Genomic DNA, 24505 nt, shown 5'->3' with positions numbered 1-24505 from the left:
GAAACTCTGTGTTATAAAAGGATAATCATTACTGCCAGCGCGGCCCATGATCACACACACCCTGAAGGATCTTCACATGGCACAGGCAAAAATCCTCATCGCGGACGACGACACCCTGGTTCGGGAAGCCGTCTACAAAATCCTCACCATGTTCGGCCACGCAGTGGTGCCCTGCGCCAGCGGCGAAGAGGCGCTGGCCGCCCTCAATGGGGATTTTGACCTCGTCATCCTCGACATCAACATGCCCGGCCTGGACGGGTTTGAAACCCTCAAGCTCATCAACGACCGCAATTACGGAATTCCGGTGATCTTCCTCACCGGCGCGGGCTCCATGGAATACGCGGTCAAGGCCATCAACCTGGGGGCCTACGACTTCATCCCCAAGCCCATCGAAGACCTGGACATCTTCAACATCAAGGTCAAGCGGGCCATCGAGAAGCGGATGTACGTCCTCCAGGAGAAGGCCTACAAGGAAAACCTGGAAGTCGAGGTGCGCAACAAAACCAGGGAGCTGGCGGAAAAAAATCGCTTGCTGGAAGAATACAACGAAAACCTGGAAATCTCCGCCCTGAATACCATGCTCACCCTGCAGACGGCCCTGGAAGAAAAGGACATGTACACCGCGGGCCACACCAACCGGGTCACCTTCCACGCCATGAACATCGGCCGGGCCATGCGGTTGGGCCTGGATGATCTGACCGTGCTGGAGCGGGCCTGCAAGGTGCACGACATCGGCAAGCTGGTGGTGGATGTCAACTACATCCGGAAACCCGGGCCGCTTTCCGATGAGGAATGGATCCTGATGAAAAAGCATCCCGAGGTCGGGGCCAACATCATCAAGCCCCTGGCCTTCATGCAGCAGGAGCTGTTCCTTGTCCGCCACCACCACGAACGCATGGATGGCAAGGGCTATCCTGACGGCCTGGGCGGAAATGACCTCAATCTGCTGACCAAGATCATCACCGCGGCGGACAGCTATGACGCCATGACCTCCAAGCGCAGCTACAGGCAGAACCTGGAGCTCAACGATGCCATTGCCGAACTGCGCCGTTGCGCCGGGAGCCAGTTTGACCCGGAGGTGGTGGAGATATTTGTCGAGGTTCTCGAAACCCAGGCAAAAATGGCGGTAGGCTGACCCCTGCTTTTACCAAGACCATCAGGCATTGACTTGCCCGGCTGAATACGTTACAAAACAAGGCATGAAAATCACCCCGGAAGAAGTACGATATGTCGCCACGCTGGCGAGGCTTTCGCTGTCGGAGGCGGAGGTGGAAAAAACCACCCTCCAACTGGACACCATCCTGAGCTATGTGGAAAAGCTGGATGAGCTGGACACCAGTTCCGTTCAGCCCACGACCCATGCCCTGGCCCTCCGCAATGCCTTCCGCGAAGACGAGACAAAGGCTTCTCTGCCCCAGCGGGAGGCCCTGGCCAACGGCCCGTTGCAAAACGGCGAAGCCTTCGTGGTGCCCAGGGTTATTTAGGATACTAGGAGTTATTGCAAATACGTAGCTGCCTGCCGGTTTCCTTGCGGACCTCCTTTCCGAGGTCCGTTTTTGTTGGCCCTCCCCGCGCCTCCGGCAGACATCTCAGAAAATCAAGCGGTACGGTGCATTATGGAACTCCACGCCTTAACCATTCATGCCTTACAGGATCTCCTGGCCAAGGGGGAGATCTCCTCCCTGGAGCTGACCCGTTCGGTACTCGACCGGATCGACGCGGTGGAGGACAAGGTCCGCGCCTATATCACCCTGGACCGCAACAACGCCCTGGCCCAGGCCGAGGGTGCGGACGAACAGCGCAAAAGGGGCGAGGGCGGCAGCCTCTGCGGTATCCCGCTCTCCATCAAGGATGTCCTCTGCACCAAGGGGCTGCGCACCACGGCCGGCTCCAAGATCCTCGAACCGTTCATCCCCCCCTACGACGCCACGGTAATCGAAAAGCTGCGGGTTGAGGGCGCGGTGATCCTCGGCAAGGCGAGCATGGACGAGTTCGCCATGGGCTCGGCCAATGAAAACTGCGCCTACGGGGTGCCGAAGAACCCCTGGAACCTGGCCCATGTCTGCGGCGGCTCCAGCGGCGGCTCGGCAGCCTCGGTGGCAGCGGACGAATGCATCGCCTCGCTGGGCTCTGACACCGGCGGCTCCATCCGCCAGCCCGCCTCCCACTGCGGCATCGTCGGGATCAAGCCCACCTATGGGCGGGTCTCCCGCTTCGGCCTGCTGGCCTATGCCTCCTCCCTGGATCAGGTCGGACCGCTCACCAAGGATGTGCGCGACGCGGCCATCATGCTCAAGGCCATCAGCGGATACGATCCGCGGGATTCCACCTCGGTCAACCAGCCGGTGCCGGACTACACCGCCGCCCTTGGAGCGGATCTGAACGGCCTCACCATCGGCATTCCCAAGGAATACTTCGGCGCGGGGCTTGACCCGGAGGTGGAGCAGGCGGTGCGCAAGGGGATCGGGCTGCTCACCGAGGCCGGGGCCAAGACCGTGGAGATCTCCCTGCCCCACACCGAGTACGGGGTGGCGGCCTACTACATCATCGCCCCGGCCGAGGCCAGCTCCAACCTGGCCCGCTACGACGGGGTCCGGTACGGCTTCCGCGACCACGACCAGCACGAACTGCTGGAGATGTACCGCCACAGCCGCTCCCAGGGCTTCGGCGAGGAGGTGAAACGGCGGATCATCATCGGCACCTACGCCCTGTCTTCCGGCTACTACGACGCCTATTACAAGAAGGCCTCCCAGGTCCGCACCCTGATCGTCCAGGATTACGCCAAGGCCTTCAGCCAGTGCGACCTGCTGGTCTCTCCGGTCACCCCCGCCCCGGCCTGGAGGATCGGGGAAAAAATCGACGACCCACTGAGTGTCTATCTCTCCGATATCCTTACCATTTGCACCAATCTGGCAGGCTTGCCGGGCATGTCGGTGCCCTGCGGGATGAGCAGTAGCGGGTTGCCCATCGGCCTCCAGCTCCAGGCCAGCCATTTTGCCGAGGAAAAAATCTTCCGGGCCGCCTATGCCCTGGAACAACGGCTCGACCTGGCTGGGAACAAGCCGAAACTGTAGAAGGTATGTTCACACAACTGGATTCCGGCTTTCGCCGGAATGACGGGATACCGCATTGAAGGATTTACGCCCATGAAACTCCCTGTGCGCGACAACATCGCAAGCCTCATCCCCTATCCGCCGGGCAAGCCCCTGGAAGAGCTGGAGCGCGAGTACGGCATCACCGGCTCCATCAAGCTGGCCTCCAATGAAAACGCCCTGGGCCCCTCGCCCAAGGCGGTGGCAGCTGTTTCCGACAGCCTGAAGAACCTGCACCGCTACCCCGACGGCAGCTGCTATTACCTGGCCCAGGCGCTGGCCGAAAAGATCGGCGTATCCCCGAACCAGCTGGTTTTTGGCAACGGCTCCAACGAGGTGATTCAGTTGCTCATCGCGGCCTTTCTCGGGCCGGGCGAAGAGGTGATCACCAGCCAGCCCACCTTTCTCGTGTACCAGAAAGCGGTTCAAGCCCAGGGCGGCATCAACCGGGTGGTGCCCCTGGTCAACATGCACCATGACCTGGACGGAATCCTCGGCCAGATCACGAAAAAAACCCGGCTCATCTTTCTCGACAACCCCAACAACCCCTGCGGCACGGTGTTCAGCCACGAGGCCTTCAGCGCTTTCCTCGACAAGGTGCCGGATCAGGTGATCGTCGCCCTGGACGAAGCGTATGTGGATTTTGTCGAACCGGCTCTGCGCATCGACGCCCGGGATTATCTCAAGCACCGGGTGCCGGTGGTGGCCCTGCGCACCTTTTCCAAGGCCTACGGCCTGGCGGGCTTACGCGTGGGCTACGGCCTGATGCACGCCGACATCGCCGATTACCTGCACCGGGTCCGGCAGCCCTTCAACGTCAATCTGCCCGCCCAGGCTGGCGCCTTGGCCGCCCTGGGTGATGACGAGCATTACGAGAAAACCATCGCCTTTACCCGGGAGGGGATCGGCTGGTTGGGCAGCGAGGTGGAAAAGCTCGGCTGTACACCCTTTCCCAGCCAGACCAACTTTTTCCTCATCGATGTCAAGGGTGACGGCAAGAAGCTCTACGAAGCCCTGCTCCACCAGGGGGTCATCGTCCGGCCCATGAACGCCTACGGCTTTCCGACCTATATCCGCATCACCGTGGGATTGCCCGCGGAAAACCAGCGCTTCGTCAAGGCGCTGGCCGTTGCGCTCACCGAGGTGGACCGTGCTTGATCCCAAGGGCATCGTCACCATCGACGGCCCCTCGGGCGCGGGCAAAAGCACGATCAGCCGGGGGCTGGCCGCCAAGCTCCATTTTACCTATCTGGACACCGGCGCCATGTACCGGGCGGTGGGGCTGGCGCTTGAGCGGCAGGGGATTGACCTGGCCGACACACCCGCGCTCACAAAAGCCTTGGCCGCAATCGAACTGACCCTGACCCCCAACACCGATGACGATGTGCGGGTGCTGCTGGACGGCGAGGACGTTTCCCAGGCCATCCGCACCCCGGAGATGGGCATGGTCGCCTCGCGGGTTTCCGCCAACCCGCTGGTGCGGGAAAAACTCACCGCTCTCCAGCGGCAACTGGGAGAAAAGGGCGGGATTGTCGCCGAGGGCCGCGACATGGGGACGGTGGTGTTCCCCAAGGCATCCTGCAAATTTTTCCTCAACGCCTCGGCCGAGGAGCGGGCCCGCCGCCGCCAGAAGCAACTGGCGGAAAAAGGGCAGATCGTCGATTTTCAGGAAATTCTGGACCAGATCAGCAAACGTGACTATGATGATTCCAGACGCACGCTTGCCCCGCTCAAAGCCGCGGATGACGCCATTCTTGTCGATTCTTCCAGCATGGGCCCCGAAGCGGTCATTGCCTTCATGCTGGAGCGCATTGCCGAGTCAGCCCGTTGATCCAGCGGCCAACAGGAGAGAAAGTCATGACCGACGAGACCAGAGCCCTGAAACGCAGACACCTTGTCTATTACCTTGAAGTCTACGATGATGAGGCCAACGAACTCCTGGGCCACCTCGTGGATGTAACCACCGGCGGCCTCAAGCTGGTGAGCAAGCAGCGGATTCCCACCAACCGGAACTATCACCTGCGGATGATGCTGCCGGAGGGGTATTTTTCGCAAAAGGATCTCTATTTCGAGGCGCAGAGCATGTGGAGCTCCAACGACATCAACCCTGATTTTTACGACACAGGATTTGCCGCGCCCAAGCTCGATGCGAAGACCCAGGATATCATCCGCGATCTGGTGAACCAGATAAGCTTCAATGACTGAAGCAGGGCTGGGGAATACTATGCATACGGTACTTGATTGCCGGGGACTGGCCTGCCCGCAACCCGTGATCAGGGCCAAGGAATTACTCGACTCCATGGCCCAAGGCTCGGTGGAGGTGCTGGTCGATAACGAGGCAGCCCAGAGCAATCTGGCCCGCTTCGGCAAGAGCCAGGGCTGCGCAGTGACAATACGCGCCTCCGGCGACACCCGCCACATCACGCTCAGCAAGGACACCTCCGCCAAGGATGCTGGCGCAGTTCCAGCTCCGGAGGAATACCGCTGCGACCTGCCCACCACCGGCATCGTCATGGTCATCCCGGCCGAGACCATGGGCCGCGGCGACGATGCCTTGGGCCGCGTGCTCATGCGGGCCTATGTCAAAACGATCAAGAACCTCAACCCCCTGCCAGAAAAGATCTTCTTTTACAACGGAGGGGTGAAAATCACCGCCACCGAATCCGACCTGATCGCGCCGTTGCAGGATCTGGCCGCCCAGGGGGTGGAAATCTACTCCTGCGGCACCTGCCTCGATTTCTTCAACCTCAAGGATTCCCTGCTGGTGGGCCAGGTCACCAACATGTTCGAGATCATGGACGCCATGGCCCAGGCCACCACAGTGGTCAGCCCCTACTGAAGGCCCCCTTCGCCCCCCATATGCCCGATTCCTCTTCTCCCATCTATCTCGACAACGCCGCCACCTCCTTTCCCAAGCCGCCGGAGGTGGGTGCGGCCATGCACCGGTTGATCCAAGAGATATCCCTGAGCCCCGGCCGCTCGGCGCACCGCTTTTCCCTGGCTGCCAGCCGGGTGATCTTTGAGGCCCGCGAGCTGGTCGCAGATTTCTTCGGCTGCCCGGATTCGAGCCGGGTAGTATTCACCAGCAATGTCACCGAGGCGCTCAATGTGGGGATTTTCGGCTTGCTCCAACCCGGCGACCAGGTGCTGACCACGGGCATGGAACACAACTCGGTGATGCGCCCCCTGCGGTATCTGGAAAAAACCCGGGGGATTTCCCTGACGATTCTACCAACCGATCCCAGCGGCAATATCGACCCGGATGATATCCCCAGGCAGTTGAACGCAAAGACCCGGCTGATCATTATCAACCATGTCTCCAATGTGACCGGCGCCATGGCCGATCTTGGTGCCATCGGAGCCCGCAAGGGCGGGGCGCTGCTTCTGGTGGACGCGGCCCAGTCCGCCGGGGTTTTCCCCCTGGACATGGAAGCCTTTGGCATCGATTTTCTCGCCTTCACCGGACACAAGGGGCTGTTCGGCCCCACCGGCACCGGCGGCTTCCTGCTCAGGCAAGGGCTCGTAGTCCCGCCGCTGACCATGGGCGGCACGGGCAGCAATTCGGAACTCGAAGAACAGCCGCAGCTCATGCCGGACTGCCATGAAGCGGGAACACCCAACACTGTGGGCATCGGCGGTCTGGCTGCGGGGTTGGAGTATATCAAAAAAACCGGACGGGACACGATCCGGCGCCACGAAGCGCGCCTCACCCGGATACTGCTGGAGGGGTTGAGCCAGATACAGGGCGTCACCGTGTACGGCCCCCCCCCCAGCGACACCAGAGGGGCTGCGGTTTCCCTGACCATGGACGGCAAAAGCGTGGCCGATCTCGCCTTTCTCCTCGACCGCAATTACGGAATCATGGCCAGGGCAGGGCTCCACTGCGCGCCCGCAGCCCACCGCAGCATCGGAACCTTTCCCCAGGGCACCCTGCGTCTCTCCCCCGGCTTTTTCAACACCGAAGGGGATATCCGCACCGTGCTCGCCGCCCTGGACCAAATCAACGCAACCCGATAACCATTGGAACCCCATGCAACGATACCTGCACCTTATCGCCGCCGTGATGCTGCTCTGTGTCACCGTCGCCTGCTCCGACCCTGAATCCGCAGAAAATGCGCAGATTTCCGCCGCCGCGGGAACATCTCCTATCTTTCGCTCCCTGCCTCCGCAAGAAGCCAAGGCCCTCATCGACAGCCGTAAGGATTTGGTTCTGGTGGATGTCCGCTCGCCGGAGGAGCTGTACGAAGGGTCCATTCCCGGCTCGCTCCTCATGCCCTTTGGCGAGCTCGCCAAGGGCGCGGCAACCTTGCCCACGGGCCGCCCCCTCCTGTTGATTTGCGCCGTGGGCGGACGCAGTTATGCGGTGGGTCGCTATTTTTCCGGCAAGGGCTATGGGGAGATCTACAACCTGGATGGCGGCATCAGCGCCTGGAGGGGCGCAGGACTACCCCTGGTCCATCCGTAAAAAACTCCCCGCACGCTTTTTGCGAATTATTCCGATCTTGACTTAAGTCATTCTTTTTTCCCACCTGATCGTGATAGTATCATTATAATCCCGTACGCGCATTCCGTGTCGTGCCGGCGCATGTGCCGCCGCCGGCCCATCGCATTTCCGCTCCCAGGAGGGTTCCCCATGTCTTTCTTCCACACGCTTGCCATCAAAAACCAGATGCGGCTTCTGGTTTCCATCCCGGTTTTTTTTCTGGCGGTCATTCTGGTTGCCAACGGGGTGGAACGGTATCAAACCATTGCCCAAGCCACCATGGTCAAGGAGCTTGCCGCCATGGCTGGTTTGATCACCGAGATCGCCCACGAAGCCCAGAAAGAACGGGGGATGACCGCGGGATTTCTGGGAAGCCAAGGGAAAAAATTCGGTGACCGGCTCCCGGCCCAGCGCGAAGAAACCGACGCGCGGATCGCTGCCCTTAAGGATTTTCTCAACCATTCCAAGGCCGACAAAACGGACCCGGCCTTGACGCAAGAATTGCAGAACGCACTGTCCGGGTTCGGCGCCATCAGCGCGATCCGCTCGCAGGCGGACAGCCTTACCCTCGCCGCCCCCGAGGCCATAGCCTTTTACACCGGGGCAATCGGCCGATTTCTGGGCACGATTCCCCTCATCGCCAGAACCACCCCCAATGCCGGAACCATGCGGGCCCTCACCGCCTACTACAACTTTGTCGAGGCCAAGGAACGCATGGGCATCGAACGGGCGGTGCTGAACAATACCTTTGCCAATGACCGGTTTGCCCCGGGCATGCGGAGAAAGTTCGTGCAGAACCTCTCCGAACAGTCTTCTTTTTTGAATAATTTCAAGCTGTTTTCCGAGCAACAGGGGACAGCTTTTTATGAAGAAAAGATGAAAACCCCCGTGGTTGCCGAGGTAATGGGCATGGAGCAAACCGTGCTTGGCAAACTCAAGGAGGAGATTGAGGAAGGTTTCGGTGTCAATGCGGAACGCTGGTTTGACGCCATGACCGGCAAAATCGACTTGATGAAGGAGATCGAAACCCATCTTGCCGATGCGCTTGTGGCCCACGCGGAGAGCGGCATGCGTCAGGCGCGGACCTCGCTGATTGTCACCACGGCCACGGCCCTGCTGGTTATCCTGATCAGCGCCTTACTCGCGGCGTATCTCTCCTCCCTGATCGGCGGCGCACTGGAGAGGATCAGCCTTGAGCTGGACAGCGGCGCCGAGGAAGTGACCTCGGCGGCCGGCCAGGTTTCCTCGGTGAGCCAGTCCCTGGCGGACGGGGCGAGCAATCAGGCCGCCGCCATCGAGGAAACCTCCGCCTCCCTGGAGGAGATTGCCGCCGTGACCAAACAAAACGCCGACAATGTCGGGCAGGCCGAAGCCCTGACCAGCGAGGCGCGGAGGGTGATCGACACAGCCAATACCTCCATGGGCCAACTCACCCAGTCCATGGCGGAAATCTCGCAGGCCAGCGAGGAAACCTCCAAGATCATCAAGACCATTGACGAGATCGCCTTCCAGACCAATCTGCTGGCCCTGAACGCGGCGGTGGAAGCGGCGCGGGCCGGAGAGGCCGGAGCCGGTTTCGCCGTGGTGGCCGACGAGGTGCGCAACCTGGCCATGCGGGCTTCCGAAGCAGCGAAGAATACCGCCGGGCTCATCGAGGGGACGGTGCATAAGGTGCAAACCGGCGAAAAGCTGGTGACCTCCACCAACCAATCCTTTCGGGAAGTGGCCGAGAGCACCGCCAAGGTCGCCATGCTGATGGGGGAGATCGCCATAGCCTCCCGGGAACAGGCTTCGGGCGTAGGCCAGGTCAATCTGGCGGTTACCGAGCTGGACACGGTGACCCAGCAGAACGCAGCCACCGCCGAGGAAGCAGCCAGCGCCTCCGAGGAGCTGAGCGCCCAAGCCGAACAGATGCGGGAAACGGTGAAGATGCTGATCGGATTGGTGCGGGGTGGCGGCAACTGAAAGAACAACACCCCATGCTGCGGCAGGAAAACAGGACCTAAAAAAAGGAACGGCGGGCCAAGCCCGCCGTTCCTTTTTTTATCGCTTCTTTCTTTCCTTATTTTTTCTTCATCGCTTCCTTAAGCAGGTGTGTCCCCTTCTGGGAGGCAGCGATGGAAGAGGTCAGACTCTCCCGGGCCAGACCGGGATTATGCCAACCATCGCTGTTTTCGGCGGTCCACCACTCCCAGAGCACATGGGCAATCTCATGCTGCTTGCGGGCCTCGGCCAGCACCGATTCCGGCACGCCGGCCTTCTGGGCGGCGGCAAAGGTATCGATCAATTCACCCAGCGCGGCTTCGGACTTGCGCATCTTGCCGCGGGTGTAGTTCTGCACCGCCTGGATCTGGTAAAGCTTCTCCTCCACCGTGGACTTGGGATGGCAGGTCAAACAGGCTTGCTTGACATGATCCTTGGGCCGCACCACCTGATGGGAGGTGTAGGCTTTGCCCGCCGCGTTCTTTTCCTTGGGCATATGGCAGTTGTGGCACTGCACTCCGGCCTTGTCGTGGACGCTGCCCCAGTAGGTTTCCATCTCCGGATGCTGGAGTTTGATCAGGTTGGCGCCGGTCACCGCATGCTTGAAATCGCGGAACTTGAGCTTGTCGTAGTGGGCGAGAATATCCAAGGCATTCTTCATGGGGAAATGGTTGGTCCGACGGTCGTCCATCCCCACCTTGGCCCCGCTTTCCGGCTCGAAGCCGGGGTTGCAGTTGTACTCCACATGGCACTGGCCGCACAACAGGGTGGAATCCATCTTGTCGAGCAGGCCAATTTTGCGGAAACCACGGAAATCCACGACCTTGACCTTTCCTTTGCCCTTGTCGGCATCATAGGGCCGGGCGCCGCCCTCCCGTTCAATGGCGTCGATGAGGGCGTCACGAACGATGCGCGGCTTGGTGGCGTGGGGGTCATGGCACTCGATACAGCCCACCGGGTTATGCACATCCTTGATGAGCGCGTTGACATCGGAGGATCTGTCCCATTTGGCCTGTTCGTCCTTGTCGCCCATGTACTTCCATTTCAGGATCAAGTCTGAGGTTTTGCACTGCAGGCAGACGGAGTTCCCGGCCTTGGCCGTGTAGGGCAGCAATTTGCCCGTATCCTCCAGCACATCCCAGGTCTTGCCCGGCTGGGTCATGCCGAACATGTTCTTGAACTGGTAGCGGCCCCCGGCAAAACGGTCCACCGTGAGCTGATCCACGACCATGAAGGGATGGGAGCGGGGTTCGTTATGTTCCTTGGTGAAGCCGTGGGGGGCGAGAAGCTTGTCCTGCATGGGAGAACGGCCGGTGGGGGTGCCTTTTTCCTTGCGGGCCTGGGCATCATAGTTGACCCGGTAGAAACTCTTGAACTGATCCTTGTGGCAACCGCCACAGGTGGCAAGATCGAGACTGGTCACCGGTTTGGTCTCGGCGTTGGCGAGATGGGCGTCCAGTTGGGAATGGCAGGTGGTACAGGCAAGCCTCGCGTGTTTCCCGCTCTTCTTCAGCTCCTTGACCTCTTCATGGCAGGAAAAACAGGTGGCCTCATCCACGCCCTTGCCGGACTTGGCCGTTTTGGTCGCCGCCAGACCAGGGGTTGCCCAGACCAGGGTCAGGGCCATGATCGAGCCTATCCATATCCGCTTTTTCATGCTCAGCGCCTCCTCTATGTGGGTGATTTTAGGAAAAATACACTCCCATGACATGAAAAGTATAGCACGGGAAACTTGAAGCAGGTCAAGGCAATTTTTGCCGGGCTGAAACCGCGAGCGGCGCGCGACAAAAAAGGGGAGCCCGTGCGGGCTCCCCTTTCCGATTGATACGCCATTTTTCTCAAACCAGGATTACAGAATGGCCTTGATGGCTCCCCGTGGAGGAGCGCAGCTCGGCGTCGATCTCCTCGACTCCGATGGCGCGGGTCGCCTCGTTGCCTGAACCAACTCGATTATGATTCCAGATCCTTTTTCATCCGGTCAAATTCGTCCTTGCCTATTTCGCCTTGGGCATAACGCTTTTTAAGAATATCCAGCGGCGTCTCCCTCTGGCCGGGGAAGTCCTTCCTTCTGAGCCAGCCGACAAGCACAACGATTCCGGCAACAAGCAGCGCCCAAAACACCAGCATCATGACCACCCCTCCAATCCCCATGCCATGCCCCCATCCGGACCAACAATCATATCCCCACATTGTTCCACCTCTTTCCCAATAGGCGCAGAAAAACAACCTCCGCGCTGTTGAAACGTTCCGCAGCCCTCAGCCATTTTTTTTCCCTAGAACCAGTAAAACAATACCGCCCACCAGGGTAGCGATCCCCACGACCGGCGGGAGCGGAAACGTCTTTTGTTTCTCCGCCGTCATCTGGATAGGGCCGAGATCAACGACCTTCTCTTGGGTCGTGTAGGTGATGCCTTGATAGGCAAGGGCCAGAATCCCTATGGCGATGAGAACGATGGCTATCAGCGTGTTTGTTTTCATTTAGGTCCTTTCGGTTATCAACCGGGCGGAAGAGAAAACCTCTCCCGTCAGTTACCGGCGGCGCCGGCCCTGAATGACGTTGAGCAGCACAACAACAATGGCAATTACCAGCAGGAGATGAATAAAACCGCCCAGCGTGTAACTGCTGACCAATCCCAAGGCCCAGAGAATTATCAGTATCACGGCAATCGTCCACAACATATGAGCCTCCTTTATTTCTTCTGGTGGTGAACCCGGAGAGGAATGTCTCTGTCGAGCCACTTGCTTCCCGGAGCAACTCTCCGGGAAGCACAATAGGATTTGGCGCAGCCGAGCCGCGTTACTGCCTGCTTACGATGCAATCGAGGCCGCGCTTAGCAGCCCTCAATAACCTTTTTCTTCTTCGGCTGCTGCTTAACCAGCATGCTATTCTTGACCGAGGTCACCCCCTTGACGGTGCGGGCAACCTCGACCGCTTTGTTGATATCGGCCTGGGAATTGACAAAGCCGCTCAACTGCACCACGCCCTTGAACGTTTCCACGTTGATCTCGCTGGACTTCAGCGAAGGCTCCCCGAGAATTTCCGCCTTTACCTTGGCGGTAATGACCGTGTCGTCAATATACTCTCCGGTTCCCTCTTGTTTTGCCGTCGAGGCGCAGCCCAAAAAAGAAGCCAGCAGAATAACGAGAAAAAAGCTCCCAAACAGATTGATCAGTTTCATGATGATTCTCCTTGTGAATGAATTTATTCTTGGTTTTCCTCCGGCCGGAAAAGCTACTTCCGGCTCTGCCAAACCATGACCAAACCGACCCATGCCCGTTTTCTCATTCTTTTTCCCTCCTCTGTCTTGGCTGATTGTACGAACAAACACACACCACAGATATAAAGAGTGTATCACAAAATCCTTGCCCGGGGGCACGGCATTTTTTGTTAGGCTACGCCTGCGGAAACAAAAAAGGGGAACCCTTGCGGGCTCCCCTTGATACGCAATTTTTTTTGTTGTGCAATTACAGAATGGCTTTCATGGCCCCCATGTAGGAACGCAATTCCGCCCCGATCTCCTCGACCCCGGTGTAGCGGATCGCCTCGTTGACCTGAACCAGCTCGATATTGTTTACTCCGTTGTCCTTCACGGAAAGACCCTTGCCGATCACGTCGGTGTCGATCTTCTTCATGAACTTGGCCAGCATGGGCACGGCGGCGTGGGCAAAGAGGTAGCAGCCGTACTCGGCGGTGTCGGAGATGACCACGTTCATCTCGTAGAGCTTCTTTCTCGCGATGGTATTAGCGATGAGCGGCACCTCGTGCAGCGACTCGTAGTAGGCGGACTCCTCCTTGATCCCGGCGGAAACCATGGTGTCGAAGGCCAGCTCAACCCCGGCCTTGACCATGGCCACCATGAGGATGCCGTTGTCGAAATACTCCTGCTCGCTGATCTTCTTCTTGGTGGAGGTGGATTTCTCAAAGGCGGTTTTGCCGGTGGCGGCCCGCCATTTGAGGAGGTTCTTGTCGTTGTTGGCCCAATCCTCCATCATGGTTTGCGAGAAATGGCCGCTCATGATGTCGTCCATGTGCTTGTGAAAGAGCGGGGCCAGGATCTCCTTGAGATCCTCGGCAAGGTAAAACGCCTTGATCTTGGCCGGATTGGAAAGGCGATCCAGCATGTTGGTGATGCCGCCGTGCTTGAGGGCCTCGGTGATGGTCTCCCAGCCGTACTGGACAAGCTTGGAGGCATAACCGCTCTCGATGCCCTTTTCGATCATCTTGTCGTAGCAGAGCAAGGAGCCTGCCTGGAGCATGCCGCAAAGGATGGTCTGCTCGCCCATCAGGTCGGATTTGACCTCGGCGACAAAGGAGGACTCAAGCACCCCGGCCCGGTCGCCGCCGGTGCCGCAGGCGTATGCCTTGGCCAGCTCCCAGCCCTTGCCCTGGGGGTCGTTGGCGCGGTGCACCGCGATCAGGGTGGGCACGCCGAAGCCGCGCTTGTACTCCTCCCGCACCTCGGTGCCCGGGGACTTGGGCGCAACCATGATAACCGTGAGGTCCTTCCTTATCTGCATGCCTTCTTCCACGATGTTGAAGCCGTGGGAGTAGGAGAGCGTCGCCCCTTTCTTCATCAGCGGCATGACCGCCTTGATCACCTTGGTGTGCTGCTTGTCCGGGGTGAGGTTGATGACCAGATCGGCCTTGGGGATCAGCTTCTCGAAGGTATCCACGGCAAAACCGTTGCCGTGCGCGTTCTTGTAGGACTGGCGCTTGGTCTTGATCGCCTCTTCGCGCAGGGCGTAGGAAACATCCAGGCCGCTGTCGCGGAGGTTCAACCCCTGGTGCAGCCCCTGGGCGCCGCAGCCGACGATAACAATCTTCTTGCCCTTGAGCGCCTTGACCCCGTTGAACTCGGAGGAGTCCATGAAGCGGCACTGGCCAAGTTCCTCAAGCTGCAAACGCAGCGGCAGGCTGTTGAAGTAATTCTCTCCCATGGTGTTTCTCCTTATCGTCTTGGAAATGTAACTGTCCAGCAGCACCGCATCTGCTTTGTCATCGGCCAGCTTATGTGCAACAGCACACTTCGCAGGCCTCTTCCGCGCATCTGCGGCACTGCTGAACAGTTACAGGTTGGGGGTATTTTGAGTCTTTCCCCATAAAAATGGATAGTTACCTGATAATCATGTCTTTCTTTTCTTGCTTCCGAGAACCATCATAGCCCCATTTTCTGTTGCGTCAAGTGACTTGTTCGCGATATTGTATTGCGAGAATTGCAACAATTGTTGGTTGAGCGAAGCAACCATCCCGCGCGCGACCTCACACAAAATGCCCTTCGACAGGCTCAGGGCGAACGGAATTTCGCCTTGTCATATATCCCCGTTCGTGCTGAGCCTGTCGAAGCACCTGTAAGGAATGCACCATGGACATGGAGGAACTCAAGCTCTTTCGCCACCTGGCGGAATCCCTGCATTTCGGCAAAACCAGCCGCGCCTGCCATGTGACGCCCTCGGCCCTGACCCGCACCATCCAGCGCATCGAGGCGGAGGTGGGAGAGCGGCTTTTTGACCGGGATAACCGCTCGGTGCGCTTGACCCGGGCGGGCGAGGGGCTGAAGCAGTATGCCGAGGAATCCATCGAGCGCTGGAAAAGGCTGAAGGAGAGCCTTGCCGGCGAGGCAACCCTGCACGGCGACATTTCCCTCTACTGCTCGGTGACCGCGGCCTATTCCATCCTCCCTGGCATCTTGGGCAGATTCCGCAAAGCCTGCCCCGAGGTGCACATCAAGCTCCAGACCGGCGACGCGGCCCAGGGGGTGGCCCGGCTGCGCAACAACGAGGTGGAGGTGATCATCGACGCCCTGCCGGATAAGCAGGCCAGCGGCCTGGAGTTCATGCCGCTCACCGAAACGCCCCTGGTCTTCATCGCGCCCCTGGCCTTCCCCGAAACGGTGATCCGCGACGGCCCGGAGATCGACTGGCGCAAAACCCCGTTGATCGTGGCCGAGCAGGGACTGAGCCGGGAGCGGCTCGACCGCTGGTTTGCCGCGAAAAAGATCCTGCCCAACATCTACGCCCAGGTGGCGGGCAACGAGGCGATCATCGCCATGGTCAGCCTGGGCTGCGGCGTCGGGGTGGTGCCCCTGCTGGTGCTGGAAAAAAGCCCGCTCCAGGAGCAGATCGCGGTGCTCGAGGTTTTCCCCCGGTTGGCCCCGTTTTCCCTGGGGGTCTGCACCGTAAAGAAGAACCTGCGCAACCCCAAGATCCAGGCCTTCTGGGAGATCGCCGGGGTGCGGTGAGGTTAAGCCGGGCGCATCCGCCGCCTGGATTCCGTTTCCAGGTTCGGTAAAAAGATGGCCAGCAGACCGATGGCAGGCAGAAACGAGCACAGGCTATACACAAAGGCCAGGCTGGTCAGGTCGGCGAGATGGCCGAGCACCGCGGCGCCGATCCCGCCCATGCCGAAGGCAAAACCAAAGGACATCCCGGCCACCGTGCCGACCCTGGCCGGAAGGAGTTCCTGGGCATAGACCACAATGGCCGGAAAAGCCGAGGCCAGAATCACCCCGATGGGCACGCTGAGCACCCCGGTCCAGAACAGATTGGCATAGGGCAGGGCCAGGGTAAAGGGAAGCACCCCCAAGATCGAACCCCAAATCACCACCTTGCGGCCAAACCGGTCCCCAAGCGGCCCTCCGGAAAAAGTGCCGACAGCAACCGCGCCGAAAAAGACAAACAGATGCAATTGCGCGCTCCGCACCGGGAGCTGAAATTTATCCATCAGATAGAAGATATAGTAACTGGACATGCTGGCCAGGTAGAAAAACTTTGAGAACATCAAGGCCAGCAGCACCGCCAGGGTCAGCGCCAACTTGCCGCGGGGCAGCGTTTGGACCGCTGTGGCGCTCGCCCGTGATTGCAGCCGCGTCAGCCCGTGCTTTTTGTACCAGTGGCCAACCTTGATCAGCAGATACATGGCCAGCAGGGCCGCGAGAGAAAACCAGGCAAGGCTTGCTTGTCCGTGGCGCAAGACGATGAGCGCGGCAAGCAGCGGGCCAATGGCCGAACCGCCATTGCCTCCCACCTGAAACAGCGACTGCGCTAAGCCATGCCGCCCTCCCGAAGCCATCCGCGCCACCCGGGACGATTCCGGATGGAACACCGAGGAGCCGGTTCCCACCAGAGCCGCGGCCAGCAACAGCACCGGATAACTGCCCGCCTGGGAAAAGAGCACCAGCCCGGAGAGGGTAAGGCCCATGCCCATGGCCAGGGAATAGGGTTTCGGATTCCGGTCGATATAAAAACCGACCACGGGCTGGAGGACCGAGGCCGTGCCCTGGAAGGTGAGGGTAATCATGCCGATCTGGGCAAAGCTCAAGCCGTAATTGGTTTGGAGCAGGGGATAGATCGCGGACAACAGGGTCTGCATCATGTCATTGAGCAGATGACAGACACTGATCATGACCAGGATGGTGAAGGCTGTTTTTTCCGCGTCCGTTTGCGCGGTTACAGGGGTCGGATGCACTTGGCTTTCCATGATTGCGGCTCCCTGCGGGAAAATTTTCGCGGAAAGCAGACAGAAATACCACCGGCTTTCACTTCTCGCAACCCCCAACCAGTGTCAGCCCTGGGTCCACCGCCGAAGGGGCTTTGCAACAGGCCGGACACTCGGAACAGAACCATGCGCTGGCGAAAACCTGCCGGCCTTTCAGCGTGGATCTTTGACCAGGAGCATCATTTGAGTGGTTTTGTGCTCTTTTTGCCGGCGTGTATCAACCGCTCGCCACGCGTTACATCCCGCCACACAGTGGTAAGAATCGCGAAGAGAACAGGCCCAAGAATAAGACCGAGAATCCCTAGGGCGATCACGCCGCTGATCGCTCCGAGCACGATCGCCGGAGCAGGGATATTGCTCTTTGCCCCGATGGCGAGCGGCCGGATCGCGTTATCGGCAAAGCCCACGAAAAAAATGCACCAGAGCGCCAGGAGTCCCGCCGCGAGATAGGCGCCATTGATGGCGACTAGGACGACAAGGGGCGCCCAGATAATGCTGGTGCCGACAACCGGCACGAGCGCCGCCACCGCCGTCAGCGCACCCCAGAGAACCGGGGCAGGGGCGCCGGCGACAAAATATCCGAGCCCCGCGAGTATGCCCTGCACAAGACAGGTGAAGAGCGTTCCCACTGTCACGGCGGTGATTGTGGCGCGAATCTCGGAAAAATAATGGCGCGCTCTGTCCTGGTTGGTGGCAAACCGTCCGATTGCCGCGGCCATAATCCTTGCCCCGTCACGGTAGACGAAAAAGAGGATGAACAGCGCCACCGCCAGGGTAAAGAGGAGCTGCCCCAGATTTTTTGCGGTGTTGCTCGCCACATGCAGGAGATATCCCGAAACGGTGGCAGCCAGTTTTGCTCCGGCCCCGGAAAGATCGATGCCGAACCGCTCTCCCAAGGAAATAATCCCGCTGGCAAGGGGAAACTGGCTGAGAGTGCCTGCCCCGTCGGTGCTGAACGCCGAAACGAGCTGTTCGCCTTCCTTGTACCAGCCGACGGCGTTTTGGGCGATTATGATGATCAGGGCTGCAACCGGGAGCATGAAGCAAATGGTTATGGCAAGCACCATCACTCCGGCCGAGCGGTTAGGATGGCGAGGAAACTTCTTTGCCAACCGGTCATGGTGGGGAAGAGTCGCAAGACCGATGATAAGAGCCCACGCCAAAGGCTTGGCAAGGGGGGCCGCCAACAGGGCAAACAGCCAAACCGCGGTGGCCGTGGCTATGGCAGCCACGATGCTCAGATACATTTTCTTGTCCATTGTTGTCTCCTTTCTGAGGAAAATCCGGGCGCAGACCTCCGCCGCATCGTACCAACTCCGGAACAAAAAAAGGCTTTTTCCCTACCAGCCTTTCTCGGCGTACCCCTCGATCCGGTGGAAGTTGAGATAGCGGTACACCTCATCCGCCTTGGGGGTCACCCGTTCGGCAAGGATGGCGTGGTATTCCGCCACGGTGGGGATGCGGCCCAGCACGGCGCAAACCGCGGCCAGCTCGGCGGAGCCCAGGAACACCTTGGTGGAGGTGCCGATGCGGTTGTCGAAGTTGCGGGTGGAGGTGGAAAAAACCACGGCGTTGTCGCGGGTTCTCGCCTGGTTGCCCATGCAAAGCGAGCAGCCGGGGATCTCGGTGCGCGCCCCGGCTCGGCCGAGGATGCTGTACAGACCCTCACTCTTGAGCTGCTCCTCGTCCATGCGGGTGGGCGGCGCCACCCAGAGGCGCACCCCCACCTGGGGCCGGTTGTCCAAAATTTTGGCCAAGGCCCGGAAATGGCCGATGTTGGTCATGCAGGAGCCGACAAAGACCTCGTCGATGGCAGTGCCCGCCACCTGGGAGAGGAGCTTCACATCGTCCGGATCGTTGGGGCAGGCCAGCACCGGCTCGGTGATCGTATTGAGGTCGATGTCAAGCACGGCCTTGTATTCGGCGTCCGCATCCGGGGCCAGCAGTTCGGGCGCAGCCAGCCACGCCTCCATGGCGGCGATCCGGTTGCGGATGGCATCTGCGTCCTGGTAGCCACGGGTGAGCAGGCTTTTCAAAAGCTCGACATTGGAGCGGAGGAACTCGGCCACCGGCTCCTTATTGAGCCGCACCGTGCAAGCAGCGGCGGAACGCTCGGCCGAGGCGTCGGCCAGCTCGAAGGCCTGCTCCACGGCCAGATCGGGCAACCCCTCGATCTCCAGCACCGTCCCGGCAAAGAGGTTCTTCTTACCTTTCTTCTCCACGGTGAGCAACTCCTTCTGGATGGCCACCCAGGGGATGGCGTTGACCAGATCGCGCAGGGTGATGCCGGGCTGCATTGTGCCGGTGAAACGGATCAGCACCGATTCCGGCATGACCAACGGCATGGAACCGGTGGCCGCGGCAAAGGCGACCAAGCCCGAACCAGCCGGAAAGGAGATGCCGATGGGAAAACGGGTGTGGGAATCGCCGCCCGTGCCCACCGTGTCGGGCAAAACCATGCGGTTGAGCCAGGAATGGACCACCCCGTCGCCCGGGCGCAGACTGATCCCGCCCCGTTCGCTGATGAAGCCGGGCAGGGTCTGATGGGTCTTCACATCCACAGGCTTTGGGTAGGCTGCGGTATGGCAGAAGGACTGCATCACCAGGGGCGCGGAAAATTTCAGGCAGGCCAGCTCCTTGATCTCGTCGCGGGTCATGGGGCCGGTGGTATCCTGGGAACCCACCGAGGTCATCCTGGGCTCACAGTACATGCCGGGCCGTACTCCGGGAAGATTGCAAGCCTTGCCCACCATCTTCTGGGCCAGGGTGTAACCCTTGCCACTGTCCTTGGGAACCTCCGGCTCCCGGAACAGGGTGGAAGGCGGCAGCCTCAACGCCTCGCGGGCCTTGGCGGTTAACCCCCTGCCGATGATGAGATTGACCCTCCCGCCGGCCTGCACCTCGTCGGGCAGGGTGGCGGGGGAAAGGCTGAAGGTGGTAACCACCTGCCCCTCCCGGCTGATGGTGCCGGTGCGGGTGTTGATGGTGATGATGTCGCCGGTCTCCAGGGAGGTCACGTCGCACTGGATGGGCAGCATGCCCGAATCCTCGGCGGTGTTGAAGTAGATCGGCGCGATGGTGGAACCCATGACCACCCCGCCGGTGCGCTTGGCAGGCACATGGGGGATGTCGCGGCCCATGTGCCAGAGCATGGAGTTGACCCCGGACTTACGGGAGGAGCCGGTGCCCACCACATCACCCACATAGGCGATGGGGTGCTCCTTTTTCTTCAGCTCTTCGATAACCGGAAGCGAACCGGGCAGCCGGTTTATTAGCATGGACTGGGCATGCAGGGGGATATCCGGACGGCTCCACGCCTCGGAGGCCGGGGAAAGATCGTCGGTGTTGGTCTCGCCCGCAACCTTGAACACGGTGACCGTGAGTTCCTCGGGCATGGGGGCGCGGGAGGTGAACCAGGTCGCCTCGGCCCAGTTGGTGAGCACCTGCTTTGCATGGTCATTGCTTTTTGCCTTGGCTGCCACTTCGTTAAAGGAATCATAGACCAGGAGGGTGGAGGAAAGCGCAGCCACCGCATCCGGGGCCAGGGCTGCATCATCCAACAGATCGATGAGCGGTTGCACATTGTAGCCCCCCAGCATGGTGCCCAGCAGTTTGACCGCCGCCTTCCTGTCGATGAGCGGCGAGACGATCCTGCCCTGCGCCACCCCGGCCAGAAATTCGGCCTTGACCTTGGAGGCCTCATCCACCCCCGGAGGTACCTGATTGGAGATGAGATCCACCAGGGTGGCTTCCGTTCCGACGGCCGGTTTTTGCAGCAGCGCAACCAAGGCGGTGGTCTGGTCGGCGGAAAGGGGAAGGGGGGGCAGGCCAAGAGCAGCCCGCTCGGCAACATGTTTTTGATACGCTTCCAGCATGGGTACGACCTCCTTACATAATAAGAAACCGGGATGGCCCGGTGAGCTTTTTACATGAGACTCCCCCTCCCTCGCCGTTAACACTGCTGACGGGAGGGGGTTGGGGGGTGGGTGAAGTTGGCAACGGCCTCCCAACCAGGACCTTCCCCCTCTCCCTATCCCTCTCCCTATCCCTCTCCCGCCAGGGGAGAGGGGACTTTCTTGTATTCTGCACTTTTATCACCGGACCATGCTGGACATGGTCCGGTGATTTTTTTTCAAACCAGATTCCTACCCTTGCCGGGCTCGACCTGTCAAGAAGAACATGAGGGTCGGGCACAGACATCCGGGAGTGCCGGAGAAGAGCCGTTCTGCTGTTTTTCTTTCTTCTTTTGCGTGCCCAAAAGAAGAAACAAGAAAAAAGCACCCCAGCCAGTCCTGGCCCTTCGGGCTTCCCTTGCTTCTCGCCGGGAGCGGGACGCTAAAAAACTCGGGCTTCGCCCTCAAACAGTTTTAGCGTTTTTCCCCGCCCCCGTCTGCGAGGCGCGGCAGGACAAATGGGGGAGAATAAGACTCCCATTGGCACGCAGCCGAGCACCGGAGAGGCTGCCGAAAAGGGGATTTGCACTGTTTGAGGCGTTAGCCGAGTTTGCAAAGCCCCGGCAGTATCGAGGAGCGCAGGGAATCCCGCCAGCGGCGGGACAAGTGACACGGGTGCCCTTTTCTTGTTTCTTCTTTTGGGCAAGCAAAAGAAGAAAGAGGGAACAAAAAAAGGCGGAAGGAGTTTCCTCCCGCCGCCGAACGCCCTAAGAACAGCACTCAATTATCAGCCAGCCGCCATCAACCGCTCAATATCCTCGCTGCCGATGGTTTCCTTCTCCAGCAAATCCTTGGCCATGGCCTCCAGAATCGCCCGGTTCTCGTTGAGCAGCCGGGTCGCCGTATCCCTGGCCTCGGTCACCAACCCGGTCACGGCCTGGTCGATGCGCACCGCGGTCTCCCCGCTGTAGGGTTGCCTGCTCCGCCCCATTTCATCGGGCCCGGCCACGTTCAACAGGCCGATCTCCTTGCTCATCCCCCATTCGCAGACCATCTTCCGGGCAATGTTCGAGGCGCGTTCGATGTCGTTGCCCGCCCCGGTGGTCACATCGCCGAAAACGATCTCCTCGGCCACCCTGCCACCCAGGAGGATGCAGAGGTTGTTCATCAGCCAGGAGCGGGACTGCGAGTGCTTCTCGTCGGTGGGCAACTGCATGGTCAGCCCCAGGGCTCTCCCCCGGGGGATGATGGTCACCTTGTGCACCGGATCGGTGCCGGGCAGCAGCCGGGCCACCAGGGCATGACCCGCCTCGTGGTAGGCGGTGAGCCGCTTGTCCTTGTCGCTCAGGATCATGCTGGTGCGCTCCGCTCCCATCATCACCTTGTCCTTGGCCTTTTCCATGAGGGCCATGGAGATTCGGCCCACTTCGAAACGGGCCGCCATCAAGGCTGCCTCGTTGACCATGTTGGCCAGCTCGGCCCCGGAGAAACCGGGGGTGCCCTTGGCGATGATGGACATATCCACATCGCTGTCCAACTGGACCTTGGCGGCATGGACCTTGAGGATTTTTTCCCTGCCCCGCACATCGGGCAGGGGCACGACGATCTGCCTATCGAAGCGGCCCGGCCGCTTGAGAGCCGGGTCCAGGATATCGGGCCGGTTGGTGGCCGCGATGATGATAACCCCGGCATTGGCCTCGAAGCCGTCCATCTCCACGAGCAACTGGTTCAGGGTCTGCTCGCGCTCGTCGTTGCCGCCGCCGGCCCCGACCCCGCGCTGCCTGCCCACCGCGTCTATCTCATCGATGAAGATGATACAGGGCGCCTTTTTCTTGGCCTCCTTGAACAAATCCCTTACCCGGCTGGCACCGACGCCCACATACATCTCGACAAAATCCGAGCCGCTGATGGAGAAAAACGGCACCTGGGCCTCCCCGGCAATGGCGCGGGCCAGCAGGGTTTTGCCCGTGCCCGGCTCGCCGGAAAGGAGCACGCCCTTGGGAATCTTGGCCCCCACCCGGGTAAAGATGCCTGGGTCGCGGAGAAAATCAACGATCTCGCCCAGCTCCTCGCTGGCCTCCTCGATGCCCGCCACATCGGCAAAGGTGATCTTGGATTCCTCGCCCTCGATGAGCCGCGCCCGGCTCTTGCCGAAGGTCATCAGCCCCTTGCCGCCTCCGCCCTGCTGCTGGCGCATGAAATACAGGCCCAGCCCCACCAGGACGATCATGGGCAGCCAGGAGCCGAGAATGGCCAGCAGCCAATGGGGTTCTTTTTTCTTTTCCACCTGGAGGGTGATCCCCTCCTTCATAAAAGGCTGCACCTGCTCCAGACTGTCCGGCAGCACGGTCTTGAAGCGGTTGCCCACCAGATCCTGGGCCTCTGCCACATTTTCCGTGATGGTGACCCGGCTCACCTTGCCAGAATTGACGCTTTCCAGAAAATCGTTGTAGCTGATCTGGTTGACCGGCTCGCCAGCGGGATTGAAAAGATTGATCAGCAACAGCCCCACCAGGGCGATGACCAGCCAGATGGACAGGTTTTTGTAGAATTGGTTCAAGGCAGACCTCATGAAAAGCTGAAGGTTTAAAGGCTGAAGGCTGAAGGAAAAAATCGTGCCAGAAAACTGATTCTTTCAGTCTTCAGCCTTTAGCCGAAATCCCTATTTTTTACTTTGTACACGATGCGGACGGAAAGACGCAAGCAATCAGGCGGACATTGTCCGGTCGCCGAGGGGCGCGATCTTTTTCGGCACCAAGCCGCTGGACATGAAGGCCGTGCAGAGCTTGCGTTTTTCAAAAGGGCAGCCGGCGATGTTCCAGCAGGGCGTGTATTGCAGCAGCTTGTGGATGGCGGCCAGGCTGATTCCGTGCTCGTGGATCATGCTTCGCAGGCAGGAAACCCATTTCAGGTTATCCAGACTGTAATAGCGCCATTTGCCGTGGCGGACCGGGGACAACAGCCCATCGCTCTCATACATCCGCAGGGTGCGCGGGGTTATGGCCAGCATCTCGGCGGCGGCGCTGATGGTGAACACGGCCTGGTCATCGGCCAGCAAAGGATGGACAAAGACGGGCGCGGAGGTTTCAGGGGTGCGGCACGGTGCATTCATGGCGAATCCTCCTTAACGGGGCAGTTCCAAAGGCATGGGTCCATCGATCTTCAGCGAAAAAACCGCGATGATGGCAGGCAGGGCCGCGAAAGGACCCATGAGCAGGGACATGACAAAGGAGCTGACAAACCAGAAGGTTTCGGCTAGCTTGGCAGTGGTCTGGATAACGACCGGGGCTGCGCCTTTTTTTTCGCTGCGAAGTGTTTTCTTCATGGCCGACCTCCTGTCTCATGTGTCCTGGGCAGCGCAGAATCATTTCGTGCACCGCTTTGCTCTTAGGTATACGCAAGGGCTATGCCAGGGAAAACGGAAGGGGCCCGAAGGGAGCAGGGTCGAATAAATTTTTTCAATAAAAACAAAGAGCTGCAACTGTATAAAAAATAATGTACATGAAACCTTGCAATAGATCTGCGGAATTATTCGTGCGCAAACGGGCTAACAATGCTT

Annotated in this window: 23 protein-coding genes; 11 read left to right on the top strand and 12 right to left on the bottom strand. The window is 59.9% G+C overall.

Translation table 11 applies throughout. The annotated features are described in order from the left end of the window. The first annotated feature begins 76 nt into the window (after positions 1–76). From MWR57_RS08710 to MWR57_RS08665, 10 genes are all read left to right on the top strand, one after another. Entirely contained in the window at positions 77–1135 is a 1059-nt protein-coding gene (locus MWR57_RS08710; RefSeq protein WP_423124425.1) for a response regulator, read from the top strand. A gap of 64 nt (positions 1136–1199) precedes the next feature. Next, positions 1200–1484, top strand: a complete 285-nt coding sequence (gene gatC, locus MWR57_RS08705) for an Asp-tRNA(Asn)/Glu-tRNA(Gln) amidotransferase subunit GatC (RefSeq protein WP_423124424.1) — start codon at positions 1200–1202, stop codon at positions 1482–1484. A 132-nt stretch (positions 1485–1616) separates the two neighbouring features. Further along, the gene (gatA, locus tag MWR57_RS08700) at positions 1617–3074 is read left to right on the top strand and encodes an Asp-tRNA(Asn)/Glu-tRNA(Gln) amidotransferase subunit GatA (RefSeq protein ID WP_423124423.1); all 1458 of its coding nucleotides are present in this window, start codon (positions 1617–1619) and stop codon (positions 3072–3074) included. A 72-nt stretch (positions 3075–3146) separates the two neighbouring features. Continuing rightward, positions 3147–4250 carry a histidinol-phosphate transaminase gene (gene hisC, locus MWR57_RS08695; RefSeq protein WP_423124422.1) on the top strand — a complete coding sequence of 368 codons (1104 nt, stop codon included), beginning with the start codon at positions 3147–3149 and terminating at the stop codon, positions 4248–4250. Further along, positions 4243–4923, top strand: a complete 681-nt coding sequence (cmk, locus tag MWR57_RS08690; RefSeq protein ID WP_423124421.1) for a (d)CMP kinase — start codon at positions 4243–4245, stop codon at positions 4921–4923. Before hisC ends, cmk begins: the two co-directional genes overlap by 8 nt. A gap of 26 nt (positions 4924–4949) precedes the next feature. Further along, a complete protein-coding gene (locus MWR57_RS08685) occupies positions 4950–5297 on the top strand; it encodes a PilZ domain-containing protein (RefSeq protein ID WP_423124420.1) in 348 nt (115 codons plus the stop codon). A 19-nt stretch (positions 5298–5316) separates the two neighbouring features. Next, positions 5317–5931 (top strand): sulfurtransferase-like selenium metabolism protein YedF, encoded by a 615-nt coding sequence (gene yedF / locus MWR57_RS08680; RefSeq protein WP_423124419.1) that lies wholly within the window; start codon positions 5317–5319, stop codon positions 5929–5931. A gap of 20 nt (positions 5932–5951) precedes the next feature. Further along, complete coding sequence (locus tag MWR57_RS08675) at positions 5952–7109, top strand: aminotransferase class V-fold PLP-dependent enzyme (protein ID WP_423124418.1); 1158 nt, start codon at positions 5952–5954, stop codon at positions 7107–7109. A gap of 13 nt (positions 7110–7122) precedes the next feature. After that, positions 7123–7557: a rhodanese-like domain-containing protein gene (locus tag MWR57_RS08670; protein WP_423124417.1), complete on the top strand. Its 435-nt coding sequence runs from the start codon at positions 7123–7125 to the stop codon at positions 7555–7557. A 168-nt stretch (positions 7558–7725) separates the two neighbouring features. Continuing rightward, on the top strand, positions 7726–9540 hold the full coding sequence (locus MWR57_RS08665; RefSeq protein ID WP_423124416.1) for a methyl-accepting chemotaxis protein: 1815 nt from the start codon (positions 7726–7728) through the stop codon (positions 9538–9540). A gap of 97 nt (positions 9541–9637) precedes the next feature. On the opposite strand, the gene MWR57_RS08660 is transcribed toward MWR57_RS08665, so the two are convergent. The 6 genes from MWR57_RS08660 to ilvC form a co-directional block, all read right to left on the bottom strand. After that, a complete protein-coding gene (locus MWR57_RS08660) occupies positions 9638–11215 on the bottom strand; it encodes an ammonia-forming cytochrome c nitrite reductase subunit c552 (protein WP_423124415.1) in 1578 nt (525 codons plus the stop codon). A 293-nt stretch (positions 11216–11508) separates the two neighbouring features. Beyond that, positions 11509–11709, bottom strand: coding sequence for an SHOCT domain-containing protein (locus MWR57_RS08655; protein ID WP_423124413.1), 201 nt, complete (start codon positions 11707–11709; stop codon positions 11509–11511). Positions 11710–11814: 105 nt separating this feature from the next. After that, positions 11815–12036, bottom strand: coding sequence for a DUF3185 domain-containing protein (locus MWR57_RS08650; RefSeq protein ID WP_423124412.1), 222 nt, complete (start codon positions 12034–12036; stop codon positions 11815–11817). A gap of 51 nt (positions 12037–12087) precedes the next feature. Further along, on the bottom strand, positions 12088–12237 hold the full coding sequence (locus tag MWR57_RS08645) for a lmo0937 family membrane protein (protein ID WP_423124411.1): 150 nt from the start codon (positions 12235–12237) through the stop codon (positions 12088–12090). A 152-nt stretch (positions 12238–12389) separates the two neighbouring features. Further along, complete coding sequence (locus MWR57_RS08640) at positions 12390–12737, bottom strand: BON domain-containing protein (protein WP_423124410.1); 348 nt, start codon at positions 12735–12737, stop codon at positions 12390–12392. 286 nt (positions 12738–13023) lie between these two features. Beyond that, entirely contained in the window at positions 13024–14496 is a 1473-nt protein-coding gene (gene ilvC, locus MWR57_RS08635; RefSeq protein ID WP_423124408.1) for a ketol-acid reductoisomerase, read from the bottom strand. 425 nt (positions 14497–14921) lie between these two features. Between ilvC and ilvY the strand changes: the two genes are divergently transcribed. Beyond that, complete coding sequence (gene ilvY, locus MWR57_RS08630; RefSeq protein ID WP_423124407.1) at positions 14922–15797, top strand: HTH-type transcriptional activator IlvY; 876 nt, start codon at positions 14922–14924, stop codon at positions 15795–15797. Positions 15798–15799: 2 nt separating this feature from the next. Here the strand turns inward: ilvY and MWR57_RS08625 are convergent, their stop codons facing one another. The 6 genes from MWR57_RS08625 to MWR57_RS08600 form a co-directional block, all read right to left on the bottom strand. Then, the gene (locus MWR57_RS08625; protein WP_423124406.1) at positions 15800–17035 is read right to left on the bottom strand and encodes an MFS transporter; all 1236 of its coding nucleotides are present in this window, start codon (positions 17033–17035) and stop codon (positions 15800–15802) included. Between the two features lie 197 nt (positions 17036–17232). Further along, positions 17233–18312 (bottom strand): AI-2E family transporter, encoded by a 1080-nt coding sequence (locus MWR57_RS08620; RefSeq protein ID WP_423124405.1) that lies wholly within the window; start codon positions 18310–18312, stop codon positions 17233–17235. A gap of 81 nt (positions 18313–18393) precedes the next feature. Continuing rightward, positions 18394–20928 carry a bifunctional aconitate hydratase 2/2-methylisocitrate dehydratase gene (gene acnB, locus MWR57_RS08615; RefSeq protein ID WP_423124403.1) on the bottom strand — a complete coding sequence of 845 codons (2535 nt, stop codon included), beginning with the start codon at positions 20926–20928 and terminating at the stop codon, positions 18394–18396. A gap of 805 nt (positions 20929–21733) precedes the next feature. Beyond that, positions 21734–23506, bottom strand: a complete 1773-nt coding sequence (gene ftsH / locus MWR57_RS08610; protein ID WP_423124401.1) for an ATP-dependent zinc metalloprotease FtsH — start codon at positions 23504–23506, stop codon at positions 21734–21736. Positions 23507–23653: 147 nt separating this feature from the next. Beyond that, positions 23654–24058, bottom strand: a complete 405-nt coding sequence (locus MWR57_RS08605) for a MerR family transcriptional regulator (RefSeq protein ID WP_423124400.1) — start codon at positions 24056–24058, stop codon at positions 23654–23656. 12 nt (positions 24059–24070) lie between these two features. Further along, positions 24071–24271 (bottom strand): hypothetical protein, encoded by a 201-nt coding sequence (locus MWR57_RS08600; RefSeq protein WP_423124399.1) that lies wholly within the window; start codon positions 24269–24271, stop codon positions 24071–24073. Positions 24272–24505: the final 234 nt, after the last annotated feature.

The sequence above is a fragment of the Hydrosulfovibrio ferrireducens genome (assembly GCF_046883345.1).
In the GTDB taxonomy this organism is placed as follows: domain Bacteria; phylum Desulfobacterota; class Desulfobulbia; order Desulfobulbales; family Desulfurivibrionaceae; genus Thiovibrio; species Thiovibrio ferrireducens.
Note: the sequence above shows the minus strand (reverse complement) of the source record. Positions and strands in the feature narration are given on the sequence as shown.

Excerpts from the sequence above, each read along its gene's own strand:
- MWR57_RS08645 (WP_423124411.1), bottom strand. The coding sequence starts at position 12,237 with ATGTTGTGGACGATTGCCGTGATACTGATAATTCTCTGGGCCTTGGGA.
- MWR57_RS08650 (WP_423124412.1), bottom strand. The coding sequence starts at position 12,036 with ATGAAAACAAACACGCTGATAGCCATCGTTCTCATCGCCATAGGGATT.
- yedF (WP_423124419.1), top strand. The coding sequence starts at position 5,317 with ATGCATACGGTACTTGATTGCCGGGGACTGGCCTGCCCGCAACCCGTG.
- gatA (WP_423124423.1), top strand. The coding sequence starts at position 1,617 with ATGGAACTCCACGCCTTAACCATTCATGCCTTACAGGATCTCCTGGCC.
- MWR57_RS08685 (WP_423124420.1), top strand. The coding sequence starts at position 4,950 with ATGACCGACGAGACCAGAGCCCTGAAACGCAGACACCTTGTCTATTAC.
- MWR57_RS08710 (WP_423124425.1), top strand. The coding sequence starts at position 77 with ATGGCACAGGCAAAAATCCTCATCGCGGACGACGACACCCTGGTTCGG.
- MWR57_RS08675 (WP_423124418.1), top strand. The coding sequence starts at position 5,952 with ATGCCCGATTCCTCTTCTCCCATCTATCTCGACAACGCCGCCACCTCC.
- MWR57_RS08600 (WP_423124399.1), bottom strand. The coding sequence starts at position 24,271 with ATGAAGAAAACACTTCGCAGCGAAAAAAAAGGCGCAGCCCCGGTCGTT.
- ilvC (WP_423124408.1), bottom strand. The coding sequence starts at position 14,496 with ATGGGAGAGAATTACTTCAACAGCCTGCCGCTGCGTTTGCAGCTTGAG.
- MWR57_RS08605 (WP_423124400.1), bottom strand. The coding sequence starts at position 24,058 with ATGAATGCACCGTGCCGCACCCCTGAAACCTCCGCGCCCGTCTTTGTC.
- MWR57_RS08660 (WP_423124415.1), bottom strand. The coding sequence starts at position 11,215 with ATGAAAAAGCGGATATGGATAGGCTCGATCATGGCCCTGACCCTGGTC.
- MWR57_RS08640 (WP_423124410.1), bottom strand. The coding sequence starts at position 12,737 with ATGAAACTGATCAATCTGTTTGGGAGCTTTTTTCTCGTTATTCTGCTG.
- acnB (WP_423124403.1), bottom strand. The coding sequence starts at position 20,928 with ATGCTGGAAGCGTATCAAAAACATGTTGCCGAGCGGGCTGCTCTTGGC.
- hisC (WP_423124422.1), top strand. The coding sequence starts at position 3,147 with ATGAAACTCCCTGTGCGCGACAACATCGCAAGCCTCATCCCCTATCCG.
- MWR57_RS08625 (WP_423124406.1), bottom strand. The coding sequence starts at position 17,035 with ATGGAAAGCCAAGTGCATCCGACCCCTGTAACCGCGCAAACGGACGCG.
- MWR57_RS08655 (WP_423124413.1), bottom strand. The coding sequence starts at position 11,709 with ATGGGGATTGGAGGGGTGGTCATGATGCTGGTGTTTTGGGCGCTGCTT.
- gatC (WP_423124424.1), top strand. The coding sequence starts at position 1,200 with ATGAAAATCACCCCGGAAGAAGTACGATATGTCGCCACGCTGGCGAGG.
- ilvY (WP_423124407.1), top strand. The coding sequence starts at position 14,922 with ATGGACATGGAGGAACTCAAGCTCTTTCGCCACCTGGCGGAATCCCTG.
- MWR57_RS08620 (WP_423124405.1), bottom strand. The coding sequence starts at position 18,312 with ATGGACAAGAAAATGTATCTGAGCATCGTGGCTGCCATAGCCACGGCC.
- MWR57_RS08665 (WP_423124416.1), top strand. The coding sequence starts at position 7,726 with ATGTCTTTCTTCCACACGCTTGCCATCAAAAACCAGATGCGGCTTCTG.
- MWR57_RS08670 (WP_423124417.1), top strand. The coding sequence starts at position 7,123 with ATGCAACGATACCTGCACCTTATCGCCGCCGTGATGCTGCTCTGTGTC.